Source organism: Corynebacterium sp. 11A, assembly GCF_008930935.1.
Classification (GTDB): domain Bacteria; phylum Actinomycetota; class Actinomycetes; order Mycobacteriales; family Mycobacteriaceae; genus Corynebacterium; species Corynebacterium megadyptis.
Genome location: NZ_PQMR01000001.1, coordinates 488331 through 508988 on the forward strand (window position 1 = coordinate 488331; position 20658 = coordinate 508988).

General features: G+C 63.5%; 18 protein-coding genes. 13 read left to right on the forward strand and 5 right to left on the reverse strand.

Annotated elements, in window-relative coordinates; genetic code table 11:
- Nucleotides 1-12 precede the first annotated feature (12 nt).
- The 13 genes from ribD (at nucleotide 13) to secG (ending at nucleotide 13498) form a co-directional block, all read left to right on the forward strand.
- Complete coding sequence (gene ribD, locus GBB18_RS02115) at nucleotides 13-1041, forward strand: bifunctional diaminohydroxyphosphoribosylaminopyrimidine deaminase/5-amino-6-(5-phosphoribosylamino)uracil reductase RibD (RefSeq protein WP_225990211.1); 1029 nt, start codon at nucleotides 13-15, stop codon at nucleotides 1039-1041.
- On the forward strand, nucleotides 1042-1668 hold the full coding sequence (locus tag GBB18_RS02120) for a riboflavin synthase (RefSeq protein WP_151640596.1): 627 nt from the start codon (nucleotides 1042-1044) through the stop codon (nucleotides 1666-1668). It abuts the gene before it with no gap.
- The gene (locus GBB18_RS02125; protein ID WP_151640597.1) at nucleotides 1661-2938 is read left to right on the forward strand and encodes a bifunctional 3,4-dihydroxy-2-butanone-4-phosphate synthase/GTP cyclohydrolase II; all 1278 of its coding nucleotides are present in this window, start codon (nucleotides 1661-1663) and stop codon (nucleotides 2936-2938) included. Before GBB18_RS02120 ends, GBB18_RS02125 begins: the two co-directional genes overlap by 8 nt.
- A gap of 4 nt (nucleotides 2939-2942) precedes the next feature.
- On the forward strand, nucleotides 2943-3413 hold the full coding sequence (gene ribH, locus GBB18_RS02130; RefSeq protein ID WP_151640598.1) for a 6,7-dimethyl-8-ribityllumazine synthase: 471 nt from the start codon (nucleotides 2943-2945) through the stop codon (nucleotides 3411-3413).
- 137 nt (nucleotides 3414-3550) lie between these two features.
- The gene (locus GBB18_RS02135; RefSeq protein ID WP_151640599.1) at nucleotides 3551-4057 is read left to right on the forward strand and encodes a PH domain-containing protein; all 507 of its coding nucleotides are present in this window, start codon (nucleotides 3551-3553) and stop codon (nucleotides 4055-4057) included.
- A 73-nt stretch (nucleotides 4058-4130) separates the two neighbouring features.
- On the forward strand, nucleotides 4131-6185 hold the full coding sequence (uvrC, locus tag GBB18_RS02140; RefSeq protein ID WP_151640600.1) for an excinuclease ABC subunit UvrC: 2055 nt from the start codon (nucleotides 4131-4133) through the stop codon (nucleotides 6183-6185).
- Between the two features lie 170 nt (nucleotides 6186-6355).
- On the forward strand, nucleotides 6356-7222 hold the full coding sequence (gene rapZ, locus GBB18_RS02145; RefSeq protein WP_192795888.1) for an RNase adapter RapZ: 867 nt from the start codon (nucleotides 6356-6358) through the stop codon (nucleotides 7220-7222).
- Between the two features lie 65 nt (nucleotides 7223-7287).
- Nucleotides 7288-8259: a uridine diphosphate-N-acetylglucosamine-binding protein YvcK gene (yvcK, locus tag GBB18_RS02150; protein WP_151640602.1), complete on the forward strand. Its 972-nt coding sequence runs from the start codon at nucleotides 7288-7290 to the stop codon at nucleotides 8257-8259.
- A 34-nt stretch (nucleotides 8260-8293) separates the two neighbouring features.
- Nucleotides 8294-9280, forward strand: a complete 987-nt coding sequence (gene whiA, locus GBB18_RS02155; protein ID WP_151640603.1) for a DNA-binding protein WhiA — start codon at nucleotides 8294-8296, stop codon at nucleotides 9278-9280.
- A 481-nt stretch (nucleotides 9281-9761) separates the two neighbouring features.
- Nucleotides 9762-10769 carry a type I glyceraldehyde-3-phosphate dehydrogenase gene (gene gap / locus GBB18_RS02160; protein WP_151640604.1) on the forward strand — a complete coding sequence of 336 codons (1008 nt, stop codon included), beginning with the start codon at nucleotides 9762-9764 and terminating at the stop codon, nucleotides 10767-10769.
- 241 nt (nucleotides 10770-11010) lie between these two features.
- A complete protein-coding gene (gene pgk, locus GBB18_RS02165) occupies nucleotides 11011-12222 on the forward strand; it encodes a phosphoglycerate kinase (RefSeq protein ID WP_151548619.1) in 1212 nt (403 codons plus the stop codon).
- Nucleotides 12223-12341: 119 nt separating this feature from the next.
- On the forward strand, nucleotides 12342-13127 hold the full coding sequence (gene tpiA, locus GBB18_RS02170) for a triose-phosphate isomerase (protein WP_151640605.1): 786 nt from the start codon (nucleotides 12342-12344) through the stop codon (nucleotides 13125-13127).
- 134 nt (nucleotides 13128-13261) lie between these two features.
- Nucleotides 13262-13498 carry a preprotein translocase subunit SecG gene (gene secG / locus GBB18_RS02175; RefSeq protein ID WP_018019764.1) on the forward strand — a complete coding sequence of 79 codons (237 nt, stop codon included), beginning with the start codon at nucleotides 13262-13264 and terminating at the stop codon, nucleotides 13496-13498.
- A gap of 135 nt (nucleotides 13499-13633) precedes the next feature.
- On the opposite strand, the gene pgl is transcribed toward secG, so the two are convergent.
- The 5 genes from pgl to tkt all read right to left on the reverse strand — a co-directional run bounded on the left by pgl (nucleotide 13634) and on the right by tkt (nucleotide 20422).
- Nucleotides 13634-14338: a 6-phosphogluconolactonase gene (pgl, locus tag GBB18_RS02180; protein WP_151640606.1), complete on the reverse strand. Its 705-nt coding sequence runs from the start codon at nucleotides 14336-14338 to the stop codon at nucleotides 13634-13636.
- A 28-nt stretch (nucleotides 14339-14366) separates the two neighbouring features.
- Complete coding sequence (locus tag GBB18_RS02185; protein WP_151640607.1) at nucleotides 14367-15341, reverse strand: glucose-6-phosphate dehydrogenase assembly protein OpcA; 975 nt, start codon at nucleotides 15339-15341, stop codon at nucleotides 14367-14369.
- Nucleotides 15342-15414: 73 nt separating this feature from the next.
- Entirely contained in the window at nucleotides 15415-16947 is a 1533-nt protein-coding gene (gene zwf, locus GBB18_RS02190; protein WP_151548615.1) for a glucose-6-phosphate dehydrogenase, read from the reverse strand.
- Between the two features lie 192 nt (nucleotides 16948-17139).
- Nucleotides 17140-18216: a transaldolase gene (tal, locus tag GBB18_RS02195; protein WP_151640608.1), complete on the reverse strand. Its 1077-nt coding sequence runs from the start codon at nucleotides 18214-18216 to the stop codon at nucleotides 17140-17142.
- A gap of 115 nt (nucleotides 18217-18331) precedes the next feature.
- Nucleotides 18332-20422: a transketolase gene (gene tkt, locus GBB18_RS02200; protein ID WP_192795889.1), complete on the reverse strand. Its 2091-nt coding sequence runs from the start codon at nucleotides 20420-20422 to the stop codon at nucleotides 18332-18334.
- Nucleotides 20423-20658 lie beyond the last annotated feature (236 nt).

Consider the following 20658-nt stretch of genomic DNA (forward strand, 5'->3'; position numbering starts at 1 on the left):
ACCACCGCGTTGATGCAGCCAGATCCGGCGGTGCTGCTACGCCGCGCCATCGAGCTCTCCCGTGTAGTTGCCGGCACGACCGCACCGAACCCTGCGGTGGGATGTGTGATCACCGATCCCACCCAGCGCCGCATTCTGGGCGAGGGCGCCACCCAGCCGCCCGGTGGGGACCACGCTGAAATCCAGGCCCTGCGCGCTGCGGGGCCGGCCGCTCATGGCGGCTGCGCCTACGTCACCCTAGAACCCTGCAATCACGTTGGCCGCACTGGCCCTTGCGTCGAGGCGCTACTGGAAGCAGGTATTGCCGAGCTGCACTATATTCACGCCGACCCCAATCCTGTAGCCGCGGGCGGGGTCGAGCGGCTGCGCGCTCATGGGGTGCGGGTCGTGCAGCATCCGCAGCTGCGCAGCGGCCCACTCGTGCCCTGGCTCGTCAGTACCCGCCTCGGCCGGGCGCATCTGACGCTGAAAACAGCGCATACCCTAGACGGGTTTAGCGCCGCCGCCGATGGCACCAGCCAGTGGATCACCGGCCCAGTCGCCCGCGCCCGAGTACACGAGGATCGCTCCCGCCGCGATGCCATCGTGGTGGGTACCGGCACGGTGTGGGCCGATAACCCGCGGCTAAGCGCCCGCACCCCCGATGGCCAGGAGTATTCACACCAACCCGAGGCGATCGTGCTCGGCACGCGCGCCCTGCCGCCCGAGAGTCACCTGCGCCGCCGCGGTGTTCGCCAATGCGCCAGCATCGAGGAGCTGCTGGAGTACCTTGGGCAGCGCGGGCACGTGGATGTTCTCATCGAAGGCGGGGCAGGCGTGGCCGGATCCCTGCTGCGGGCGGGGCTCGTGGATGCCCTCGAGTCCTATACCGCGCCCACCCTGCTCGGCAGTGGCCACGGGATCAGCACGGGCGGGCTGGCTACCACTATCTCCGAGCAACTGCGTTTTGTGCTTGAATCAAGCGAAGTCCTCGATACCGACGTACTCCTTATCGCACGGTCCCCGCAGGCCCACCGGCTGCTCGCAACCAGGAAGGAATAAATGTTCACCGGACTCGTCGAAGAAATCGGCCAGGTGGCCGCAATCGATCATGGCAGTGACTCCGCGCGCCTCAGCATCGCCTGTACCCGCGTGCTCGATGACGTCACCGCAGGAGCCTCCATTGCCGTCAACGGCGTGTGCTTGACTGTCACGGAGTGGAACGCCACGAGCTTCAGCGTGGACGTGATGCAGGAGACCCTCGATCGCTCCAGCATCGGACAGCTCCAGGTGGGCGATGCGGTGAATCTCGAGCGCGCCATGGCCGCCGGCGGTCGTTTCGGCGGCCATATTGTGCAGGGGCATGTCGATGGCGTCGCCACGCTGCTCTCGCGCACCCCGGGCGAGCGTTGGGAAGTCGTCCGCTTCACCCTGCCCGCCCCGCTGGCGCGCTATGTGGTGGAGAAAGGCTCCATCACCGTCAGCGGCACCTCGCTGACCGTGAGCGCCGTGGGGGAGGAATACTTCGAGGTCTCACTGATCCCCACCACGCTGCGCGACACTATCCTCGGCGAGCTCCAGCCCGAGGACACGGTGAACCTCGAGGTCGATGTGATTGCCAAGTATGTGGAGAAGATGACCCTCGGCGATGCGCCCCGCGATGGAAAGGACACCCCGCAGGATGACTGATCATGCAGGCGTGCGCTTGGACTCCGTGGAGGAGGCGCTGCGCGATATCCGCGAGGGCAAAGCCGTGGTGGTCGTGGATGATGAAACGCGCGAAAACGAAGGCGATATTATCTTCGCCGCAGAGAAAGCCACACCGGAGCTCATGGCATTTATGGTGCGCTATTCCTCCGGCTATATCTGTGCCCCACTGCCGGCCGCCGACTGCGACCGGCTGGGTTTGCCGCCGATGACCGCCCACAACGAGGATGCTCGCGGCACCGCCTATACCGTGACCGTGGACGCCAACACCGGCACCACCGGCATTTCCGCGACCTCCCGCGCCGAGACCGTGCGCCGGCTGGCTGATCCCTCCAGCACCCCGGATCACTTCACCCGCCCCGGCCACGTGGTGCCGCTGCGGGCGCGAGCCGGCGGGGTGCTGGTGCGCGCCGGCCACACCGAGGCAGCTGTGGATCTCGCTCGGCTGGCGGGGCTGCGGCCCGCCGGGGTGCTCTGCGAGGTGGTCTCCGAAGATGATCCCACCGACATGGCTCGGGCCCCAGAACTCCGGCGCTTCTGCGATGAGCAGGGGCTGCGACTGATCTCCATCGAGCAGCTCATTCACTATCGCCGCCGCAAAGAAAAACTGGTCGAGCGAGTCACCGACACCGTGCTGCCCACCGACTATGGCACCTTCCGCGCGATCGGCTACCGCAGTCTCGTCGATGGGGCCGAGCATGTTGCACTGGTGGTGGGCGATCCCGCCAGCGAGGGCGGTGAGGATGTGCTGGTGCGCATCCACTCCGAATGCCTCACCGGCGATGCCTTCGGCTCGCGGCGCTGTGATTGCGGCCAGCAGCTGCACAGCTCGATGGCGATGGTGCAGCAACGAGGCCGCGGCGTGGTGCTCTACATGCGGGGCCATGAAGGACGTGGCATCGGGTTGCTCGCCAAGCTCAAGGCCTATCAGCTGCAGGATGGGGGAGCAGATACCGTCGATGCCAACCTCTCCCTCGGCTATCCGGCCGATGCCCGCGAGTACGGCACAGGGGCGCAGATCCTCAAGGACCTCGGCATACGCTCGCTGAACCTCCTGAGCAATAACCCCGCCAAGCGGCATGGTATCGAAGGCCACGGGCTCAGTATTGCTGAACGCACTCCCGTGCCGGTCGAGGCCCACGAGGATAATATCTGCTATCTGCGTACCAAGCGCGACCGCATGGGCCACGATCTTCCCGTGGTCGAGCAGTGGGACGCGACCCACCCCAGCACCGAACCGAGAAGGAGCTAAAAACATGGCCAAAGAAGGACTCCCCAGCACTCCGCATATCAAGGCAGAGGGCTTAACCATAGGCATTGTGAGCGCCACCTGGAATGAGGAGATCTGCGATCAGCTGCACGCCCGCGCCATCGCCCAAGCTAAGGAGCTGGGAGCCAGGGTAATCGAGGCCCGCGTGATGGGCGCTCTAGAGTTGCCCGTGGTGGCCCAGGCGCTGGCCGAGCAGTGTGATGCCGTCGTCGCCAATGGCTGTGTGATCCAGGGCGAAACCCCCCACTTCGATTATGTCTGCGACTCCGTCACCGAAGGACTCACCCGCGTCGCCCTCGACGAGCGCACTCCCGTGGGCAATGGGGTGCTGACTACCCATACCGCAAAACAGGCCCGTGAGCGGGCCGGCTTTCCCGAGTCGGTCGAGGACAAGGGAGCAGAGGCCACCGTAGCGGCGCTGCACACTGCGACAACGCTGGCGCGGCTGCGCCGCTAAGAAGTGGTTGTGGGCGCGCTCGGCTACCGGAGTTTTTAGCCCTTGAGCATGCAGGCAGGTAAGTTTGGTCTAGTGATAGTGAAGGCGTCGGTTGCACCCCGGTGCCACGCAAAAGCAGAAAGTGGTTGGGAAAGATAGTGACTAGCTCTCGCGAAGAGAACCTTCAGACGTATGTCTCGGCGGATGCGGCCACAACTACGAATCAGCCTTGGGAGCTCGTGGTGACGTCTCAAATGTTGCGTGTGATTTCGTGGGCATCCATGGCGGTGGTGCTCGCCATTCACATCTTCATGGCCTTCGTAGTGGCTGTGGGCGATACCGGCGCCGCTGTCACCCCGATCGACCAATGGGCCTTCGTGGGCATCGGCCTCGTATTCGTGTGGCTGTGCTGGGGCATTCGCCGTCCGCGCGTGCGGGCCAACGCAGATGGGGTAGAGGTACGCAACTTCATCGGTACCCGCTTCTACCCGTGGCAGCTGATTTACGGGCTGTCTTTTCCCAAGAAAAGCCCCGCCGCGCGGCTGGAGCTTCCGGACTTCGAGTTCGTTCCCATGTGGGCCTTTTTCGCCCGCGATGGAGAAAAGGTGGTGCGCGCCGTCACCGATTTCCGCGAGCTCGAGTCCAAGTATATGCCCCAAGATTAGCCCAGCCCGCTAGCGCTGCCGCATTCTCTCCTCCCTACTCCAGCAGTTACGTTAAGGTCGCGTCCACACTCCCATGGCTGATCCAGCAACATATCGCCCCGCCCCCGGCACCATTCCTGTGGATCCGGGGGTGTATAAGTTCCGCGACGAGCACGGCCGCGTGATCTACGTGGGCAAAGCCAAATCGCTGCGCTCGCGGCTCTCCAGTTATTTTCAGGACGTGGCCAACCTGCACCCCCGCACCCGACACATGGTATTCGCCGGGGCCAGCGTGGAATGGACGGTGGTATCCAGCGAGGTTGAGGCGTTGCAGCTGGAATACACGTGGATCAAAAAATTCGATCCCCGCTTCAATGTCAAATACCGAGACGATAAAACCTATCCGGTACTGGCAGTCTCCATAGGGGAGGACTATCCCCGCGCCTTCGTCTACCGCGGCCCGCGCCGCCGACAGGTCCGCTACTTTGGTCCCTACTCGCACGCTTGGGCCATCCGCGAGACGCTCGATCTGCTCACCCGAGTATTTCCCCTTCGCACCTGCTCCACGGGGGTGTTTAAGCGACACGAAAGCCTCGGTCGCCCCTGCCTGCTCGGCTATATCGACAAATGCTGCGCCCCGTGTGTGGCGCGGGTGACCATCCCGGAGTATCGCCAGATCGTCGCGGGGTTCATCGACTTCATGTCTGGCCGTACAGATCAGGTGCTCACCCGCATCGAAGCCGATATGTACGCCGCCTCCGAGGAACTGGACTTTGAAAAGGCAGCGCGACTGCGCGACGATCTCGCCGCCGTGCAGAAAGTGATGGAGCGGCAAGCCGTAGTGCTCGGCGATGGCACCGACTGCGATATCATCGCCGTATCCACCGATCAGTTGGAGGCGGCAGTACAGCTTTTCCACGTCCGCCAGGGTCGTATTCGCGGCCAGCGCGGGTGGATTGTGGAGAAGGATGCCTCGACCGCCAGCAACACCGAGTTCAACGACGCCGCTGACCCCGCCATCCCAGCGCTGTTGGGCACCTTCCTCACCCAGTTCTATGGGGATGCCGCCGAGTCTTCCGAACACGCCGAGCTCGATATGTCCGAGAACCGCCGCGGCGTGGATCAGGAATCCCGTGCCACCCCGGAGCGCCAAGCAGTGATTCCCCGCGAGGTGCTGGTGCCAGTCATGCCCGAGGACGCCGAGCAGCTGCGGACCTGGCTCAGCCAGCTGCGCGGGGCGAATGTGGATCTCCGCGTACCGCAGCGCGGCGATAAGCGCGCCCTCGCCGATACCGTGGCCCGCAATGCCGCTGAGGCCTTGAAACAGCACAAGCTGAAAAGGATCGGCGATCTCACCGCTCGCTCTGCCGCACTGCACGACATCCAAGAAGCCCTCGGGCTCGAGCAGGCGCCGCTGCGCATCGAGTGCACCGATATCTCCCACATCCAAGGCACTGATGTGGTGGCGTCTTTGGTGGTGTTTGAGGATGGCGCCCCGCGCAAGTCGGACTATCGCCGCTACAAAATCAAGGAGGCCGCCGGCGAGGGGCGCTCGGATGATGTTGCCTCCATCGCAGAGGTCACCCGCCGCCGTTTCATGCGCCACAGCACCGATAAATCCGCGGTGCCGCACGAGGAAGAATTCGATGGCTCCACCTTCAGCGATGAGAAGGTCGAGGAACAGTCCGCCGAGGCCAAGCGCTTCGCCTACCCGCCGAACCTGTTCATCGTCGATGGTGGCCTGCCCCAAGTGAATGCTGCACAGGCCGTCTTCGATGAGCTTGGGGTAGTGGATGTCACTCTCATCGGATTGGCCAAGCGTCTCGAGGAGATCTGGCTGCCCGGCGAGGAAGATCCGTTGATTCTGCCGCGCAACTCCCAGGGACTGTTCTTATTGCAGCAGATCCGCGATGAAGCCCACCGCTTCGCGATTACCTTCCACCGCCAGCAGCGCTCCAAGCGGCTGCGGCACTCCGCCTTGGATTCCATCCCAGGTCTGGGACCGGCCCGCCGGACGGATCTGGTGAAGCATTTCGGCTCGGTGAAAAAGCTCCGCGAGGCCAGCGTGGAGGAGATTCAGGCCGTCAAAGGCTTCGGACCGAATCTCGCCCAAGCCGTTTATGACGGGTTGCATTCCTCCACCACCTAGCGCGCGTGACGATGCCTCTTCCCCGCGTCCGCTCTGTGGGTAGAATGAAAGCCATGGATCGAGCCCCTCACTCCCCAGACCTGACAGACGATTCCCGCCCCGCCGAGGCGGCTGAGAGCCGCAGCGAGAAGGCGTCGACAAGCGCCGTGCACAAGGATGCAGAACAGTCGTTGGAGTCGAAGCCCGTTCTCATCACCGGCATGTCCGGTGCAGGGCTGAATACCGCGGCCCGCGTGCTGGAAGACCTGGGCTATCACGTGGCGCAGAATCTGCCGGCAGCGATGGTGCTGGAGTTTGTGGATCTTTGCCTGCGCGAGGGCTCGCCGGTGTCGAAGTTCGCTGTGGTCACCGACGTACGTTCCCGCGAGTTCAAAGGCGGCCTCGATCAAACCATCGCGGAGCTGAACGAGCGCGGCAATAATCCCACCGTCTTGTTCATGGAATCCCGCGATGATGTGCTCATTCGCCGCTTCGACTCGGTTCGCCGCACCCATCCCTTGCAAGGCTCCGGCACGCTACAAACCGGCATTGAGCGCGAACGCGAGATGCTCTCAGCGGTGAAGGAACAAGCCGATGTGGTGATTGACACCTCCGAGATGTCCGTGCACGATCTGCGCCGCTCCATTGAATCGAGCTTCGCCACCCTAGAACGCCGCCGCCAGCACGTTACCGTGCAATCCTTCGGCTTCAAGCATGGCGCCCCCGCGGATGCCGACATCGTGCTGGATGTGCGCTTTTTGCCCAACCCCTATTGGGTGCCGGAGCTGCGCCCCTTCCGCGGCACCGACCAGGCCGTCTCCGACTATGTGCTCTCCCAGCCCGGAGCAGAGGAGTTCATCACCGCCTTTTTGGACATGCTCACCCCGATGACCACCGGCTATCGCCGCGAGGGGAAGAACTTCATTTCGGTGGCAGTGGGCTGCACCGGCGGGCACCACCGCAGCGTGGCAGTAGCGGAGGAATTGGCGCGCCGAATCCGGAACAACTTCAGCGATGTGGATGTTTCGGTCGCGCACCGTCACTTCAGCCGCAACTAACAGCGGCTAGCTTGCTGTCCTTATACGTCATTTCTCGTCATTGAAGAAACGAGTTATACACCACTATGTCTTCCCAACCTGCTGTGATTACCAGCCTCGGCGGGGGCCACGGCCTCTTCCAGACCCTTCGTGCTGCTCGGCTGTTGGCCACCGACTCCGTCAACGCCGTGGTCACCGTGGCTGATGATGGGGGCTCCTCGGGACGCATCCGCAAGGAGCTCAACCAAGTGCCGCCTGGGGATCTCCGTATGGCGCTGGCGGCGCTATCGGCCCGTACCGAGCACGGCCAGCTCTGGGAGGAGCTGCTGCAGCACCGATTCGGCGGCAATGGCGCACTCGCTGGCCACGCCGTGGGCAACCTGCTGCTGGCAGGGCTAGGGGAAATCCTCGAGTCGCCGGTGGCCGCCCTAGACACGGTGGCGCAGCTCGTGGGCTGCTCTGGGCGGGTGTTGCCCATGGTGGAAGAGCCCCTCGATATCGAAGCTGACGTGGCGGGCCTGGACGATGATCCACGCATCATGCACCCCGTGCGCGGCCAGGTGGCTGTGGCTACCACCCCCGGCACGGTGCGGCGCGTGCGCGTGATCCCGGAGGCTCCAAAGGTGAGCGAGCACGCCCGGGAGGCTATTCTGAGTGCCGATATCGTTACCTTGGGTCCAGGCTCGTGGTTTTCCAGCGTGATTCCGCACCTGCTCGTGCCCGGAATCGTGGACGCCATCGCGGAGACGAAGGCGCAACGCGTAGTGGTGCTTAATCTGACCTCGGAGCCGGGAGAAACGGCTGGTTTTTCCATCGAGCGGCACATTCACATGCTCTCCCAGCACGCCCCGCGGCTGCAGGTGGATCGCATCATCATCGACGCCGATACCCCCTTCACCCACAACGAGAAAAACTATCTCATCCGAGCCGCACAGAAGCTTTCCGCGGAGATCGAGTTTGCCCCCGTGCGTGGCCGCGATGAGGCCGGCAGGTACCTTGATACCCACGATCCACAGCGCCTCGCCACGGCTCTCGCGCACGCCTACGCCCAGCGCTAGACGCACCACCACCGCATAGAACACAGGGAGGATCATGGCCTCGCTCACCGCGCGTGTCAAAGAAGAACTCGCCGTTGCCCGTTGCACCCGGCCTCAGGCCCGCGCGGCGGAACTGGCCGCTCTCATCCGCTACGGCGGAGAGATCAGCATCGCTCAGAACCAGCCGGTCATCGACGTCGAGGTAGATACCGAGTCTATCGCCACCCGCGCCGAGACCTTCTTCCGCGAGCTTTTCGACGCCACCCCGAGCATCACCACCCCCGGTCCTAGCTCGAGCTCTCGGGATGGACGCTATGTGCTGCACCTCGAGCAAGGCGCCACCGATATCATTCGCCGGCTGGGTCTGGTAACCCGCTCGGGACATCTCGTGGTGGGGCTGCCACCTAATATCGTTTCCGGCACCGTGGTGGAGATCGAGGCGGCGCTGCGCGGCGCGTTCCTCGCCTCTGGTCAGCTGGCAGATCCTGCCCGCTCGACCGCGCTCGAGATAGCTGCCCCCTGCACCTTGGCTGCCTCCGCGCTGGTGGGTGGGGCACGACGGCTGAACGTGAACGCCAAGGCCAAGGAAACCCGCGGGGTAGTGAAGGTGGTGGTCAAAGACGGCACCGATATCGGCGTGCTGCTCGCCCGCCTCGGTGCCCATCTCACGCGGCTGCAGTGGGATGAAGAGCGTATCAAGCGCGAAGACCAGGCCTCTGCCAATCGGCTTGCCAACTTCGACGATGCCAACCTCCGCCGCTCGGTGCGGGCAGCTGTGGCTGCGGCCGCCAAGGTGGAGCGGGCGATGGAGATCCTCGGCGACGATGTACCCGAGCACCTCGTCGAAGCCGGTACACTACGCATCAAGCATCGTCAGGAATCTCTCGAGGAACTGGGACGCTTGGCCGATCCGCCCATGACCAAGGATGCGGTGGCTGGGCGTATCCGCCGGCTACTGACGATGGCCGATAAGAAGGCCGCCGAGATCGGGGTGCCGCCCACCAGTGCGGCCGTGGTAGAAGAGAACCTCGACGATATCTAGCATCCTCCTGTGGTGCGTGATGTTCCTGTGGCTGCTGGGGCGCTTTCCCCGTGTTATCCATCCACCGCCACAGTAACTGTGAGTAATCCCACTATCCTTTCGCGAAGGTGGAGTCGGGCGTAGCAATCGCCCCCACTGCGCGGAAGGATTTTCACATTCGGGGGTGATGAGGGGCGCATGCGGTGGGAAATCGGACGTCGGAAGGTAGCAATCGCATAAGCGGGCAGAGAAACCTTTTTGTTTTATTGGTTTTTGGGAGTGGATGCGGGCATGAATGGGCGTCGATAAGCGAAAAAGTGGGGATCCGCCACTGCATAAACGTCGCTACGTCGGTAGAGTAAGTAAGCGACACCGGATGAGCCGACCGGCCCGCTGGCAAAGGTGAGTGTGGGAAACCACAACCGTCTCAGTGAGTAGGGGACTAGCCCCTGTGGGTGGCTTCATTCGGAGACAACATCCCCAATCTTCAAGGAGATCTTTCGTGACCATTCGTGTTGGTATCAATGGCTTCGGCCGCATTGGCCGTAACTTCTTCCGCGCTATTCAGTCGCGCGGCGCCGACATCGAGGTCGTCGCTTTCAACGACCTCACCGACAATAAGACTCTCTCCACTCTGCTGAAGTATGACTCCATCCTTGGCCGTCTGGACAAGGAGGTGTCCTACGACGATGAGTCCATCACCGTTGATGGCCACCGCATGGTTGTGACCGCAGAGCGCGACCCGAAGAACCTGAAGTGGGGCGAGCTCGGCGTGGACATCGTTATCGAGTCCACCGGTTTCTTCACCGACGCTAACGCTGCCAAGGCTCACATCGAGGCTGGCGCCAAGAAGGTCATCATCTCCGCTCCGGCGAAGAACGAAGATGCTACCTTCGTCGTGGGCGTGAACCACACCGACTACGACCCGGAGAACCACCACGTCATCTCCAACGCTTCCTGCACCACCAACTGCCTCGCCCCGATGGCAAAGGTGCTGGACGAGAAGTTCGGTATCGAGCGCGGCCTCATGACCACCGTGCACGCTTACACCGGTGACCAGCGCCTGCACGACGCTCCCCACAAGGATCTGCGTCGCGCCCGCGCTGCCGCTCAGAACATCGTCCCCACCTCCACCGGTGCCGCCAAGGCTGTGGCTCTGGTTCTTCCGGAGCTCAAGGGCAAGCTGGACGGCTACGCACTGCGCGTGCCCGTGATCACCGGCTCCGCCACCGACCTCACCTTCACCGCTAAGAGCGAGGTCTCCGTCGAGGCTGTCAACGCTGCCATGAAGGAAGCTGCCGAGGGCGAGCTCAAGGGCATCCTGGCTTACTCCGACGATGAGCCGCTGGTGTCCACCGACATCGTTACCGACGCTCACGCCTCCATCTTCGACTCCGGTCTGACCAAGGTCATCGGCGACCAGGTCAAGGTTGTCTCCTGGTACGACAACGAGTGGGGTTACTCCAACCAGCTCGTCTCCCTGACCGAGTACGTTGGTGAGCGCCTCTAAGAGCCTCGGCTCTCTCTACGCCTTCGCTGCCTCCCCGTCGTGAGACGCGGCTCGGCGTAGACCCTACCTCGCGGCCCCGGGGTGTGCCTCGCGGCACACCACCGACGGGCCGCGTTTGGTTTCACTAGGCTTGACTAGCGAATAAGTGAATATCCACGGCACCATCTCGCAGCCGCGCGCTGGGGGAGTGCCGCCCCAAGAGACACACTGTGTTGACACATTTTTAAGGAGCTCAGCCGAGATGGCTTTGAAGAACATTCAGGATTTGATCAATGACGGCGTGGACGGCCGCTACGTCCTCGTTCGCTCGGACTTTAACGTGCCGCTGAACGAGAACCAGGAGATCACCGATCCGGGCCGCATCAAGGCCTCCCTGCCCACCCTCAAGGCCCTCACCGAGGCCGGCGCGAAGGTCGTCGTTATGGCCCACCTCGGCCGTCCCAAGGGCGAGGTCAACCCGAAGTTCTCTCTCAAGCCCGTCGCCGAGGCCCTGAGCGAGGAACTGGGCCAGTACGTGGCTCTGGCCGGCGACGTTGTGGGCGAGGATGCCCACGAGCGCGCTAATGGCCTGAACGAGGGCGATGTGCTGCTGCTGGAGAACGTGCGCTTCGACCCGCGCGAGACCTCCAAGGACGAGGCCGAGCGCGGCGAATTCGCCGACCAGCTCGTGGCTCTGGTCCCGGATGGCGCTTTCGTCTCCGATGGCTTCGGTGTGGTCCACCGCGCCCAGACCTCCGTTTATGATGTGGCCAAGCGTCTGCCGCACTACGCCGGCTCCCTGGTGGAGAAGGAAGTATCCGTGCTCCAGGGCGTTGCCGAGGATCCCGCCCACCCATACATGGTGGTGCTCGGTGGTTCGAAGGTCTCCGATAAGCTCGGCGTGATCGAGGCACTGTCCTCCAAGGCGGACAAGCTGATCATCGGTGGCGGCATGTGCTACACCTTCCTCGCCGCACAGGGCCACAACGTCCAGCAGTCCCTGCTCCAAGAAGAAATGATCGACACCTGCAAGGAGCTGCTGGAGAAGTACGGCGATAAGATCGTGCTCCCCGTGGACCTCATTGCCGCCTCCGAGTTCAACAAGGACGCTGAGAGCAAGGTTGTGGATCTCGACTCCATCCCCGAAGGCTGGATGAGCCTGGACATCGGACCGGAGAGCGTCAAGCACTTCGCCGAGGTCATCGAGTCCTCCAAGACCGTGTTCTGGAACGGCCCCATGGGCGTGTTCGAGTTCGAGGCCTTCTCCGCCGGCACCAAGGGTGTTGCCCAGGCCATCATCAACGCCACCCAAAACAACGACAGCTTCACCGTTGTCGGCGGCGGCGACTCCGCAGCCTCCGTCCGTGTGCTTGGCTTGGATGAGGACGGCTTCTCCCACATTTCCACCGGCGGCGGCGCCTCCCTCGAGTTCCTCGAGGGCAAGGAACTGCCCGGCGTGGCTGTGCTCGCCTAAAACCCACCACTATCACCCGCCTCAGGTCTGCGGCACGCGACCGTGCTCCGCACCGGCCTGAGGCGGCAGGGGGCATTCCCCCGATACCCATCACCTTTTGAGAGGACAACGAACACTTTATGGCTACCCGCACCCCGCTCATCGCCGGCAACTGGAAGATGAACATCAACCACCTCGAGGCCACCGCCGTCGTACAGAAGCTCGCCTTCGCCCTGCCGAAGGAGTACTACGAGACTGTCGACGTCGCCCTCACCGTTCCCTTCACCGACCTGCGTAGCGTGCAGACCCTCATCGAGGGCGACAAGCTGCAGATCAGCTACGGCGCCCAGGACGTCTCTCAGCACGACTCCGGCGCCTACACCGGCGAGGTCGCTGGCAGCATGCTCGCCAAGCTGGGCTGCTCCTGGGCCGTAGTGGGCCACTCCGAGCGTCGCGAGTACCACCACGAGACCGACGAGATCGTCGCCGCCAAGGCGAAGGCCGCTCTGAAGAACGGCATCAGCCCCATTGTCTGCGTCGGCGAGCAGCTCGAGGTCCGCGAGTCCGGCGAGCACGTCTCCTTCGTGGTCGAGCAGACCAAGGCCTCCCTGGCTGGTCTGGACAAGGAGGAGCTCTCCAAGACCGTCATCGCCTATGAGCCCGTCTGGGCTATCGGCACCGGCAAGGTAGCTTCCCCGGCCGACGCCCAAGAAGTTTGCGCCGCCATTCGCTCCGCCGTCGCCGAGCTGGCCGATGAGGACATTGCCGCCGGTATGCGCATCCTCTACGGTGGTTCCGTGAAGGTGGATTCCATCGCCGAGATCGTCTCCCAAGCCGACGTGGACGGCGGCCTCGTCGGTGGCGCCTCCCTAGACGGCGAAGAGTTCGCCAAGCTGGCCGCTAACGCCGCTCAGGCCGTGTCCTAAAGCCCACGCGGCACACACCTTGCGCCGTCTACCAGCCGTAGGCGGCGTTGGTGTATGCTTAAGGATCGTTCATCGGGCGGTGCGCCACCGGCGTCGGCTGCCCACGTCTTAACTGCCTAATCCAGAGGAGACACATGGTTCTCGCACTCCAAATTGTGCTGGTTGTTTCCGCACTTCTGATGACCCTGTTCATTCTTTTGCACAAGGGCAAGGGTGGCGGACTGTCCAGCCTTTTCGGTGGCGGCATGCAGTCGAATCTTTCCGGTTCGACCGTCGTTGAAAAGAACCTCGACCGTCTCACCATCCTCACCGCCTTGGTGTGGATCGGCTGCATTGTCGGTCTGAACCTGCTGCAGGCCTACGCCTCCTAGCTAGCGCCAGCCCGCGCGCACGACGTGCGGGAGAGAAAACGCCGCGCCACCTGTTATCGGTGGCGCGGCCTTTCTGCTGTTGTGATGTAGCCCGCGGAGCTCGGGCCATTAGCGGCTAGAGCCGTGGCTTGGTCGCTATACCTCGCTCTGGCTCAGGGCATCGGTAGACACATACAGGGCTGTTTCTACCTTGCCGCGCGCCCCGCAGGCCGGCCATTCGGCAGGATCGCCGCCGTGCACCACATGAGAGACCGCCTCGGCCTTTTCCTCCCCAGACACCAAGAGCCACACATAGCGGCAGGACTGTACCCGCGGCAGAGTAAGGGTGACGCGCTCGGCGGGCGGCTTCGGGGAATCCCTCACGGCCATAACCGAGCCCTCGCTGGCGAGAGTCTCGGCGGCATGCGGGAAGAGGGAGTTGATGTGCCCCTCATGTCCCATGCCCAGCAGGTGGAGATCGATCAGCTCCGGCAGCGTCGCTGCGTAGTCACGGGAAGCATCCTCCAAGCTGTTCTCACCCAAACCATAGCCGTGAATGTGCGCTTCGGGGATGTCCACATGATCTAATAGCGCCGCGCGGGCCTGGCCTTCATTGGACTCCGGATCATCGACCGGTACCGCGCGCTCATCGCCGAAATACACGTGCACCTTCTGCCAGTCCACGCTGCACTCACGCAAGGCCGCGAGGGTGCCGATACCCACCGAGCCGCCGGTGAGCACCACATGCGCCTCGCCGCGTTCCGCGATGGCCTCGGCGATGATATCGGCGATGTCGCGGGCGGCGCCCGCGCACACGTCCTCTTTGCTGTCGAATTCACGGATGGCCACAATAGATTCCATGGTGCGTACTCCTTGCGAAAGGTAGGGGTTAGTCCGTGGCGGTTGTGCTCGCCCCGGCGGTAGCCGCCGGCTCATCGGCGGGGTGGACCCGCGAGATTCCGCGTAGCGCCTGACCATAGGCGCGATCGGGGTCGAGGTGACGCAGCTCCTCGGCGAGACAATCCGCGATACTGCGCCGCGACGCCGCCACCAAGGCATCGGTCGAGCCGGGCACCGAGACACGCATGGTGCGCCGATCCACGGCCTCGACCACGACCGGCTCGGCATCCTTGCGGTGCAATACCAGCGTGAACACCGGCGAGGCGAGGCGGGCAAAGGCCACGGAGTGGCGCGCCACAGTGAGCCCCAAACGATCAGCCAGCCAACCCCCGGCGAGCTCCACGGAGGGGGACTCCTGCGGGCCGGTGATCTCCACGCCTACGATTTCGTGATGCGGCGGGCGATCCAGTGCCGAGGCCACCACACCGCGCCAGGTAGTCAGCCGCGACCACGCCAGATCGGAATCGCCGGGGGCATAGTTGCTGCGGCGGACGCAAATGGCGTCCTCGCGGGGATCAAAGAAGGAATCGGTGATACGCCGCTGCGCGATCTTGCCGATGGGATCTTCCGCCGGAATCTCCGGCGCCCGAGAGGGCCACCAAGCCACGATCGGGGTATCCGGCAGCAGCAAGGGAGTGACCAGCGAATCAATGTGCGAGGCCAATTCGCCGCGCACACGCATGACCACGATCTCGGAGGCGCCGGCGTCGCCACCAATGCGAATTTCCGCGTTGAGGTTGTCCTCGCCCTCAGTGGAGTCGGGCAGCAACATGAGTACGCGGGCAGGATGCTCGCGGGTGGCGTCGGTAGCCAATTCGATGAGTTCGGTGGTGTTGTCCTCGGTGGAGGCAACAATGATGAGAGTGAGCACGCGGCCGGTCATCACCTGGGAGCCGGTGTCGCGGATGCTGACAAGCGCCTTAGAGATATCCCTAGACGTTGTGGAGGGCAGAGAAAAGATCACGGGAGACTTGTCTTTCCTTCGTTGGGGGCAGCGGACGATAAAGGGCGGGCCGTCATAGCTCGGGGTGGTCGCATTAGGGGCGACGCCAATGGCGTCCGTCGCGTTCCATCATAGTGTCAGCGGATTCCGGACCCCACGTGCCGGCGCGATAATCATCGGGCTGGCCGCGCTGCGCCCAAAACTCCAGAATGGGATCAAGGATGGTCCAGCTCAACTCCACTTCTTCATTGGTGGGGAAGAGGCTGGCCTCGTCGAGAAGCGCATCGAGGATGAGGCGCTCGTAGGCCTCCGGTGATTCCTCGGTGAAGGCCTCGCGATAAGAGAAGTCCATGTTCACGTCTCTGACCTCCATGGTGGAGCCGGGCACCTTGGAGCCGAAGCGCATGAGCACACCCTCGTCCGGCTGCACGCGAATCACCACGGCATTGGGGCCCAGGGTGCCCATAGTGGAATCGCCGAAGGGGTTATGGGGCACATTCTTCAATACCACGGCGATCTCGGTGACACGGCGGCCGAGCCTCTTGCCCGTGCGCAGATAGAAGGGCACCCCGGCCCACCGACGGTTTTCGATCTCGAGGGTGCAAGCGGCGAAGGTTTCGGTATTCGAATCAGGATCAAAGCCGTCCTCATCGCGCAGCCCAATCACCTTCTTTGAGCCCTGCCAGCCGGCGGTGTACTGCCCGCGGGCGGTGGTCTTGCCGAGGGGATAAACCGGCTTTGTCGCCCGCAGCACTTTCACCTTCTCCGCTTGGAGTTCATCGGGGGAGATGGTGCGTGGCTCATCCATCGCTACCAGAGCCAGCAACTGCAGCAGGTGGTTTTGGATCACATCGCGGGCCGCACCAATACCGTCGTAATAGCCGGCGCGCCCACCGAGGCCGATGTCCTCGGCCATGGTGATCTGCACGTGATCAATAAACTGCGCATTCCAGAAGGGCTCGAAGAGCTGATTGGCGAAGCGCAGCGCCATGATGTTTTGCACAGTCTCTTTGCCGAGATAGTGATCGATACGAAAGACAGCATTCTCGGGGAAGACCGAGTTTACGATCTCATTGAGTTCCTTAGCCGACTCCAGATCGTGGCCGAAGGGCTTTTCAATAATTACCCGGCGCCAGGATTCACCCTCGTCCTCGGCGAGACCGGATCGATCCAGCTGATGGCACACGTCGGTAAAGTGTGCCGGCGGAACCGAGAGATAAAAGGCCCAGTTACCGGCGGTGCCACGGGAAGAATCAATGGCGTCGAGCGTGTCGCGCAGCTTATCGAAGTCTTCGTCCACGTTGAGGTTGCCGGTGACAAACTCCATGCCTTCGGCGAGCCGCTCCCACACGTTCTCGCGGAAGGAGGTGCGGGCGCCGTCCTTCACGGCGGTGCGGACATAGTCCTCGAAGTCCTTTTTATCCCACTCGCGACGTCCATAACCGACCAAGCTAAAACCAGCCGGCAGCAGCCCGCGATGGGCGAGATCATACACCGCTGGCAGCAGCTTCTTGCGCGCCAGATCGCCCGTGACGCCAAAAATCACCATGCCGGAGGGGCCGGCGATACGCGGTAGGCGCTTATCGTGCGGGTCCCGCAAGGGGTTCGACGGCGGCTGATAGTCCATGTCAGTCCTCTTCTGATGTGTGGATCGTTCCTGCGTTCTCACTACCCCAAATCTAGCGCGCACGCTGCAGCATTGACGACGCCGCCTCCTCGGGGTGCGAAAGCGAGCCGCTTCATTCTAGGCTGCAGGGCCATACAGCCGGAAACACCGCCTAGAGGGCAGATATTCCACTAGGCGGTGCAGGCTCGGCCGCTAGATGCGGGCGTCGATCTTTTCCAGCAGGTCATTCCAGCTGTCGACGAACTTCTCCACACCTTCGCGCTCGAGGGTGTCAAAGACATCCTCGAAGTCCACGCCGAGCGCATCGAGCTGGCTGAACAGCTCGTCCGACTCTGCGGAGTGCCCAGTGAGGGTCTCGCCCTTGGCGCTGGCCGCAAGGGTCGCGTCGATCGTCGCCTCGGGCATGGTGTTCACCGTGTGCGGGCCCACCAGCTCGGTGACGTACAGGTCCGCGGGGTAGTCCGGGTTCTTCACCCCAGTCGAGGCCCACAGCGGGCGCTGCACATGGGCGCCGACAGGCAGATCTGCGGCGTCGAAGAGCTCCTGGAACACGTCATAGGCGCGGCGAGCATTGGCTACACCCGCCTTGCCGCGCAGTGCCAGCGCGTCCTCGGAGCCGATCTTTTCCAGTCGGGCATCCACCTCGGTGTCGAGGCGGGAAACGAAGAAGGAGGCCACCGAGTGAATAGTGGAGACATCGTGGCCGTTCTCGGCAGCGCGCTGAATGCCCTCGATATAGGCGGCAACAACCTCTCGGTAGCGGGCCACGGAGAAGATGAGGGTGACATTGACGCTAATGCCCTCGGCCAGCGCATCGCTGATCGCCGGCAGAGACTCCTCGGTGGCGGGGATCTTGATCATCAGGTTCGGACGGTCCACCCGCTGCCACAGGTTGCGGGCCTGCACCAGCGTGGCCTCCCGCTCAGCAGAGATGCGGGGATCAACCTCGATGGATACCCGTCCATCGACGCCCTTGGTCTGCTCGTAGACCTCGGCGAAGGCATCGCAGGCGCGACGCACATCGTCGATCGCCATGGCGTAGACGGCCTCATCCGCGCCCAAGCGGGAGCTAGCGAGCTCCTTGAGCTGCTCATCATAGGCGTTGCCGGTGGTCATGGCCTTGGCAAAGATTGCCGGATTGGTGGTGACACCCTTAATGGAGGTGGATTCGATCATCTCGGCGAGGTTGCCGGAGTCGAGGCGATCGCGTGAGAGATCATCGAGCCATGTCGAGGTTCCGAGCTCATAGATGTCATCGATAGTGCTCATAAACTGCACACTCTCCTTGAGAGCTAGTGGGGTAGTGGATGCCCACCACCATAACCCCGGTCGCGGCGGACCGGTGGTGGGTATGGCGATGGGCAGAGGATGGTTAGCAGGATCGTTAGCGCGAAAGGCTCTTCTTGGCGGCGGCCACCACGGCGTCGGTGGTGATACCGAACTCCTCGAAAAGCTTCTCATAGGGGGCAGAGGCACCGAAGTGTTCCAGAGACACGGCCTCGCCCTGGCTGCCCAGCCACTGGTACCAGGGCATAGCCACACCGGCTTCCACGGACACGCGGGCGGTCACTGCGGGCGGCAGTACCTCGTCGATATAGTCTTGATCCTGCTCGGCGAACCAATCCATGCAGGGCATGGAGACCACGCGGGTGGCGGTGCCCTCGGCCTCTAGGCGCTGCGCGGCCTCCACAGCCAGGTGCACCTCGGAGCCGGTAGCCATGAGGATCACGTCGGGGGTCTCAGCGGACTCTCGCACCAGCACATAGCCGCCGCGGGCCACGCCCTCGATAGCTTTGTCCTTCGTTCCCTCCAGCACGGGGATGTTCTGGCGGGTTAGCGCCAAGCCCTTCGGGCCCTTGCGGTACTCCAGGGCCGCCTTCCACGCAGCGGCGGTCTCATTCGCATCCGCGGGGCGCAGCATGGACATGTTCGGGATGGCGCGCAGCGAAGCTAGCTGCTCCACCGGCTGGTGGGTAGGACCGTCCTCACCCAAGCCGATCGAATCGTGGGTCCACACATAGAAGGCATCGGTACCCATGAGGGCGGCGAGGCGCACAGCTGGACGCATGTAGTCGGAGAAGATGAGGAAGGTTCCGCCGTAGGGGCGGGTGCCGCCATGCAACGCGATACCATTCATGATCGAACCCATAGCGTGCTCGCGGATGCCGAAGTGCATATTGCGGCCATAGGGGCTGGTGGTCCACGTATCCGTGGTGATCTCCGTCGGGCCGAAGGAATCGGCGCCCTTGATCACGGTGTTATTGGAACCAGCCAAGTCGGCGGAGCCGCCCCAGAGCTCGGGCAGGGTGGCACCCAAGGCCTGCAGCACAGCCTCGGAGGCTTTACGGGTGGCCACGCCTTTCGCATCGGCATCCCAGGTGGGCAGCTCATCGGCGTAGCCCTCGGGCAGGGTGTAGGCCCTGAGGCGATCGAAGAGGGCGCGGTTCTCGGGATTGGCCTCGGACCAGGCATCGAACTTCTCGGTCCACGCCGCCACCTTCTCCTTGCCGCGCTCCACGGCCTCGCGGGTGTGTGCGATCACGGCGTCGTCGACGGCGAAGTGTGCCTCGGGGTCGAAGTCGAGCTCGCGCTTAATGGCGGCCACTTCTTCCTCGCCGAGGGCAGCGCCGTGGGAGGCGCCGGTGTTCATGGCGTTCGGGGCGGGGTAGGCGATCACCGAGCGCATCCGGATAAAGGTCGGGCGCGAGGTCTCGGCCTTGGCCTGGGCGATTGCCTCTTCGATGGCGGCCACATCTTCACCGGTGACCTCGAGCACCTGCCAGCCGTAGGCCTCATAGCGCTGGGCGACGTCCTCGGTGAAGGCGATGGTGGTGTCGTCCTCGATGGAGATGCCGTTATCGTCCCAGAACACGATGAGGTTACCCAGCTTTTGGGTGCCGGCCAGGGAGCACGCCTCGGCGGTCACGCCCTCCTGCACATCGCCATCGGAGGCGATGACATAGATGAAGTGATCGAAGGGGGACTCGCCGGGGGCGGCCTCGGGGTCGAAGAGACCACGCTCACGGCGGGCGGCCATGGCCATACCCACAGAAGAAGCGAGGCCCTGGCCCAGCGGGCCGGTGGTGATTTCCACACCATCGGTGTGGCCGTACTCGGGGTGTCCCGGGGTGAGCGATCCCCAAGTGCGCAGCGCCTTGAGATCGTCCAGCTCGAGGCCGAAGCCCGCGAGATAGAGCTGGATGTACTGGGTCAGCGAGGAGTGGCCGCAGGAGAGCACGAAGCGGTCACGGCCAGCCCACGTGGGATCGTGCGGCGCGACGTTCATGACGCGGTGGTACAGGGTATAAGCCAGCGGGGCCAGGCTCATGGCGGTGCCGGGGTGGCCGGAGCCGCAGTTCTGGACGGCGTCGGCGGCGAGGACGCGCGCGGTATCCACGGCGCGAGTGTCCAACTCAGTCCACGTCTCCGGGTAGTTCCGGGTGGTGAATTCCTTCAGCTCAGGGGAAAGGGCCACTGCTTCAATCATCCTTCTTATCAGTGCTGGTCGTATGTTCGCGTCCACCGAAACTGTGAGGCCCACCCGCGTTGGGGTGGGGCAGGGGCGGTGGCCGCGGCAGTGCGCGACGGGGCCACGCACAATCGTTCACCAGTCTAGTGGGTGCAGCGCCCTCGCACCCACACGCGGTAGCGGTGTTTCTCACACCCCACGGATTAAGTCGATCCCACCCTCTCACTGGGTGGGAAGGTGTG

Excerpts from the sequence above, each read along its gene's own strand:
- ribD (WP_225990211.1), top strand. The coding sequence starts at position 13 with ATGCAGCCAGATCCGGCGGTGCTGCTACGCCGCGCCATCGAGCTCTCC.
- GBB18_RS02120 (WP_151640596.1), top strand. The coding sequence starts at position 1,042 with ATGTTCACCGGACTCGTCGAAGAAATCGGCCAGGTGGCCGCAATCGAT.
- GBB18_RS02125 (WP_151640597.1), top strand. The coding sequence starts at position 1,661 with ATGACTGATCATGCAGGCGTGCGCTTGGACTCCGTGGAGGAGGCGCTG.
- ribH (WP_151640598.1), top strand. The coding sequence starts at position 2,943 with ATGGCCAAAGAAGGACTCCCCAGCACTCCGCATATCAAGGCAGAGGGC.
- uvrC (WP_151640600.1), top strand. The coding sequence starts at position 4,131 with ATGGCTGATCCAGCAACATATCGCCCCGCCCCCGGCACCATTCCTGTG.
- yvcK (WP_151640602.1), top strand. The coding sequence starts at position 7,288 with ATGTCTTCCCAACCTGCTGTGATTACCAGCCTCGGCGGGGGCCACGGC.
- whiA (WP_151640603.1), top strand. The coding sequence starts at position 8,294 with ATGGCCTCGCTCACCGCGCGTGTCAAAGAAGAACTCGCCGTTGCCCGT.
- pgk (WP_151548619.1), top strand. The coding sequence starts at position 11,011 with ATGGCTTTGAAGAACATTCAGGATTTGATCAATGACGGCGTGGACGGC.
- tpiA (WP_151640605.1), top strand. The coding sequence starts at position 12,342 with ATGGCTACCCGCACCCCGCTCATCGCCGGCAACTGGAAGATGAACATC.
- secG (WP_018019764.1), top strand. The coding sequence starts at position 13,262 with ATGGTTCTCGCACTCCAAATTGTGCTGGTTGTTTCCGCACTTCTGATG.
- pgl (WP_151640606.1), bottom strand. The coding sequence starts at position 14,338 with ATGGAATCTATTGTGGCCATCCGTGAATTCGACAGCAAAGAGGACGTG.
- zwf (WP_151548615.1), bottom strand. The coding sequence starts at position 16,947 with ATGGACTATCAGCCGCCGTCGAACCCCTTGCGGGACCCGCACGATAAG.
- tal (WP_151640608.1), bottom strand. The coding sequence starts at position 18,216 with ATGAGCACTATCGATGACATCTATGAGCTCGGAACCTCGACATGGCTC.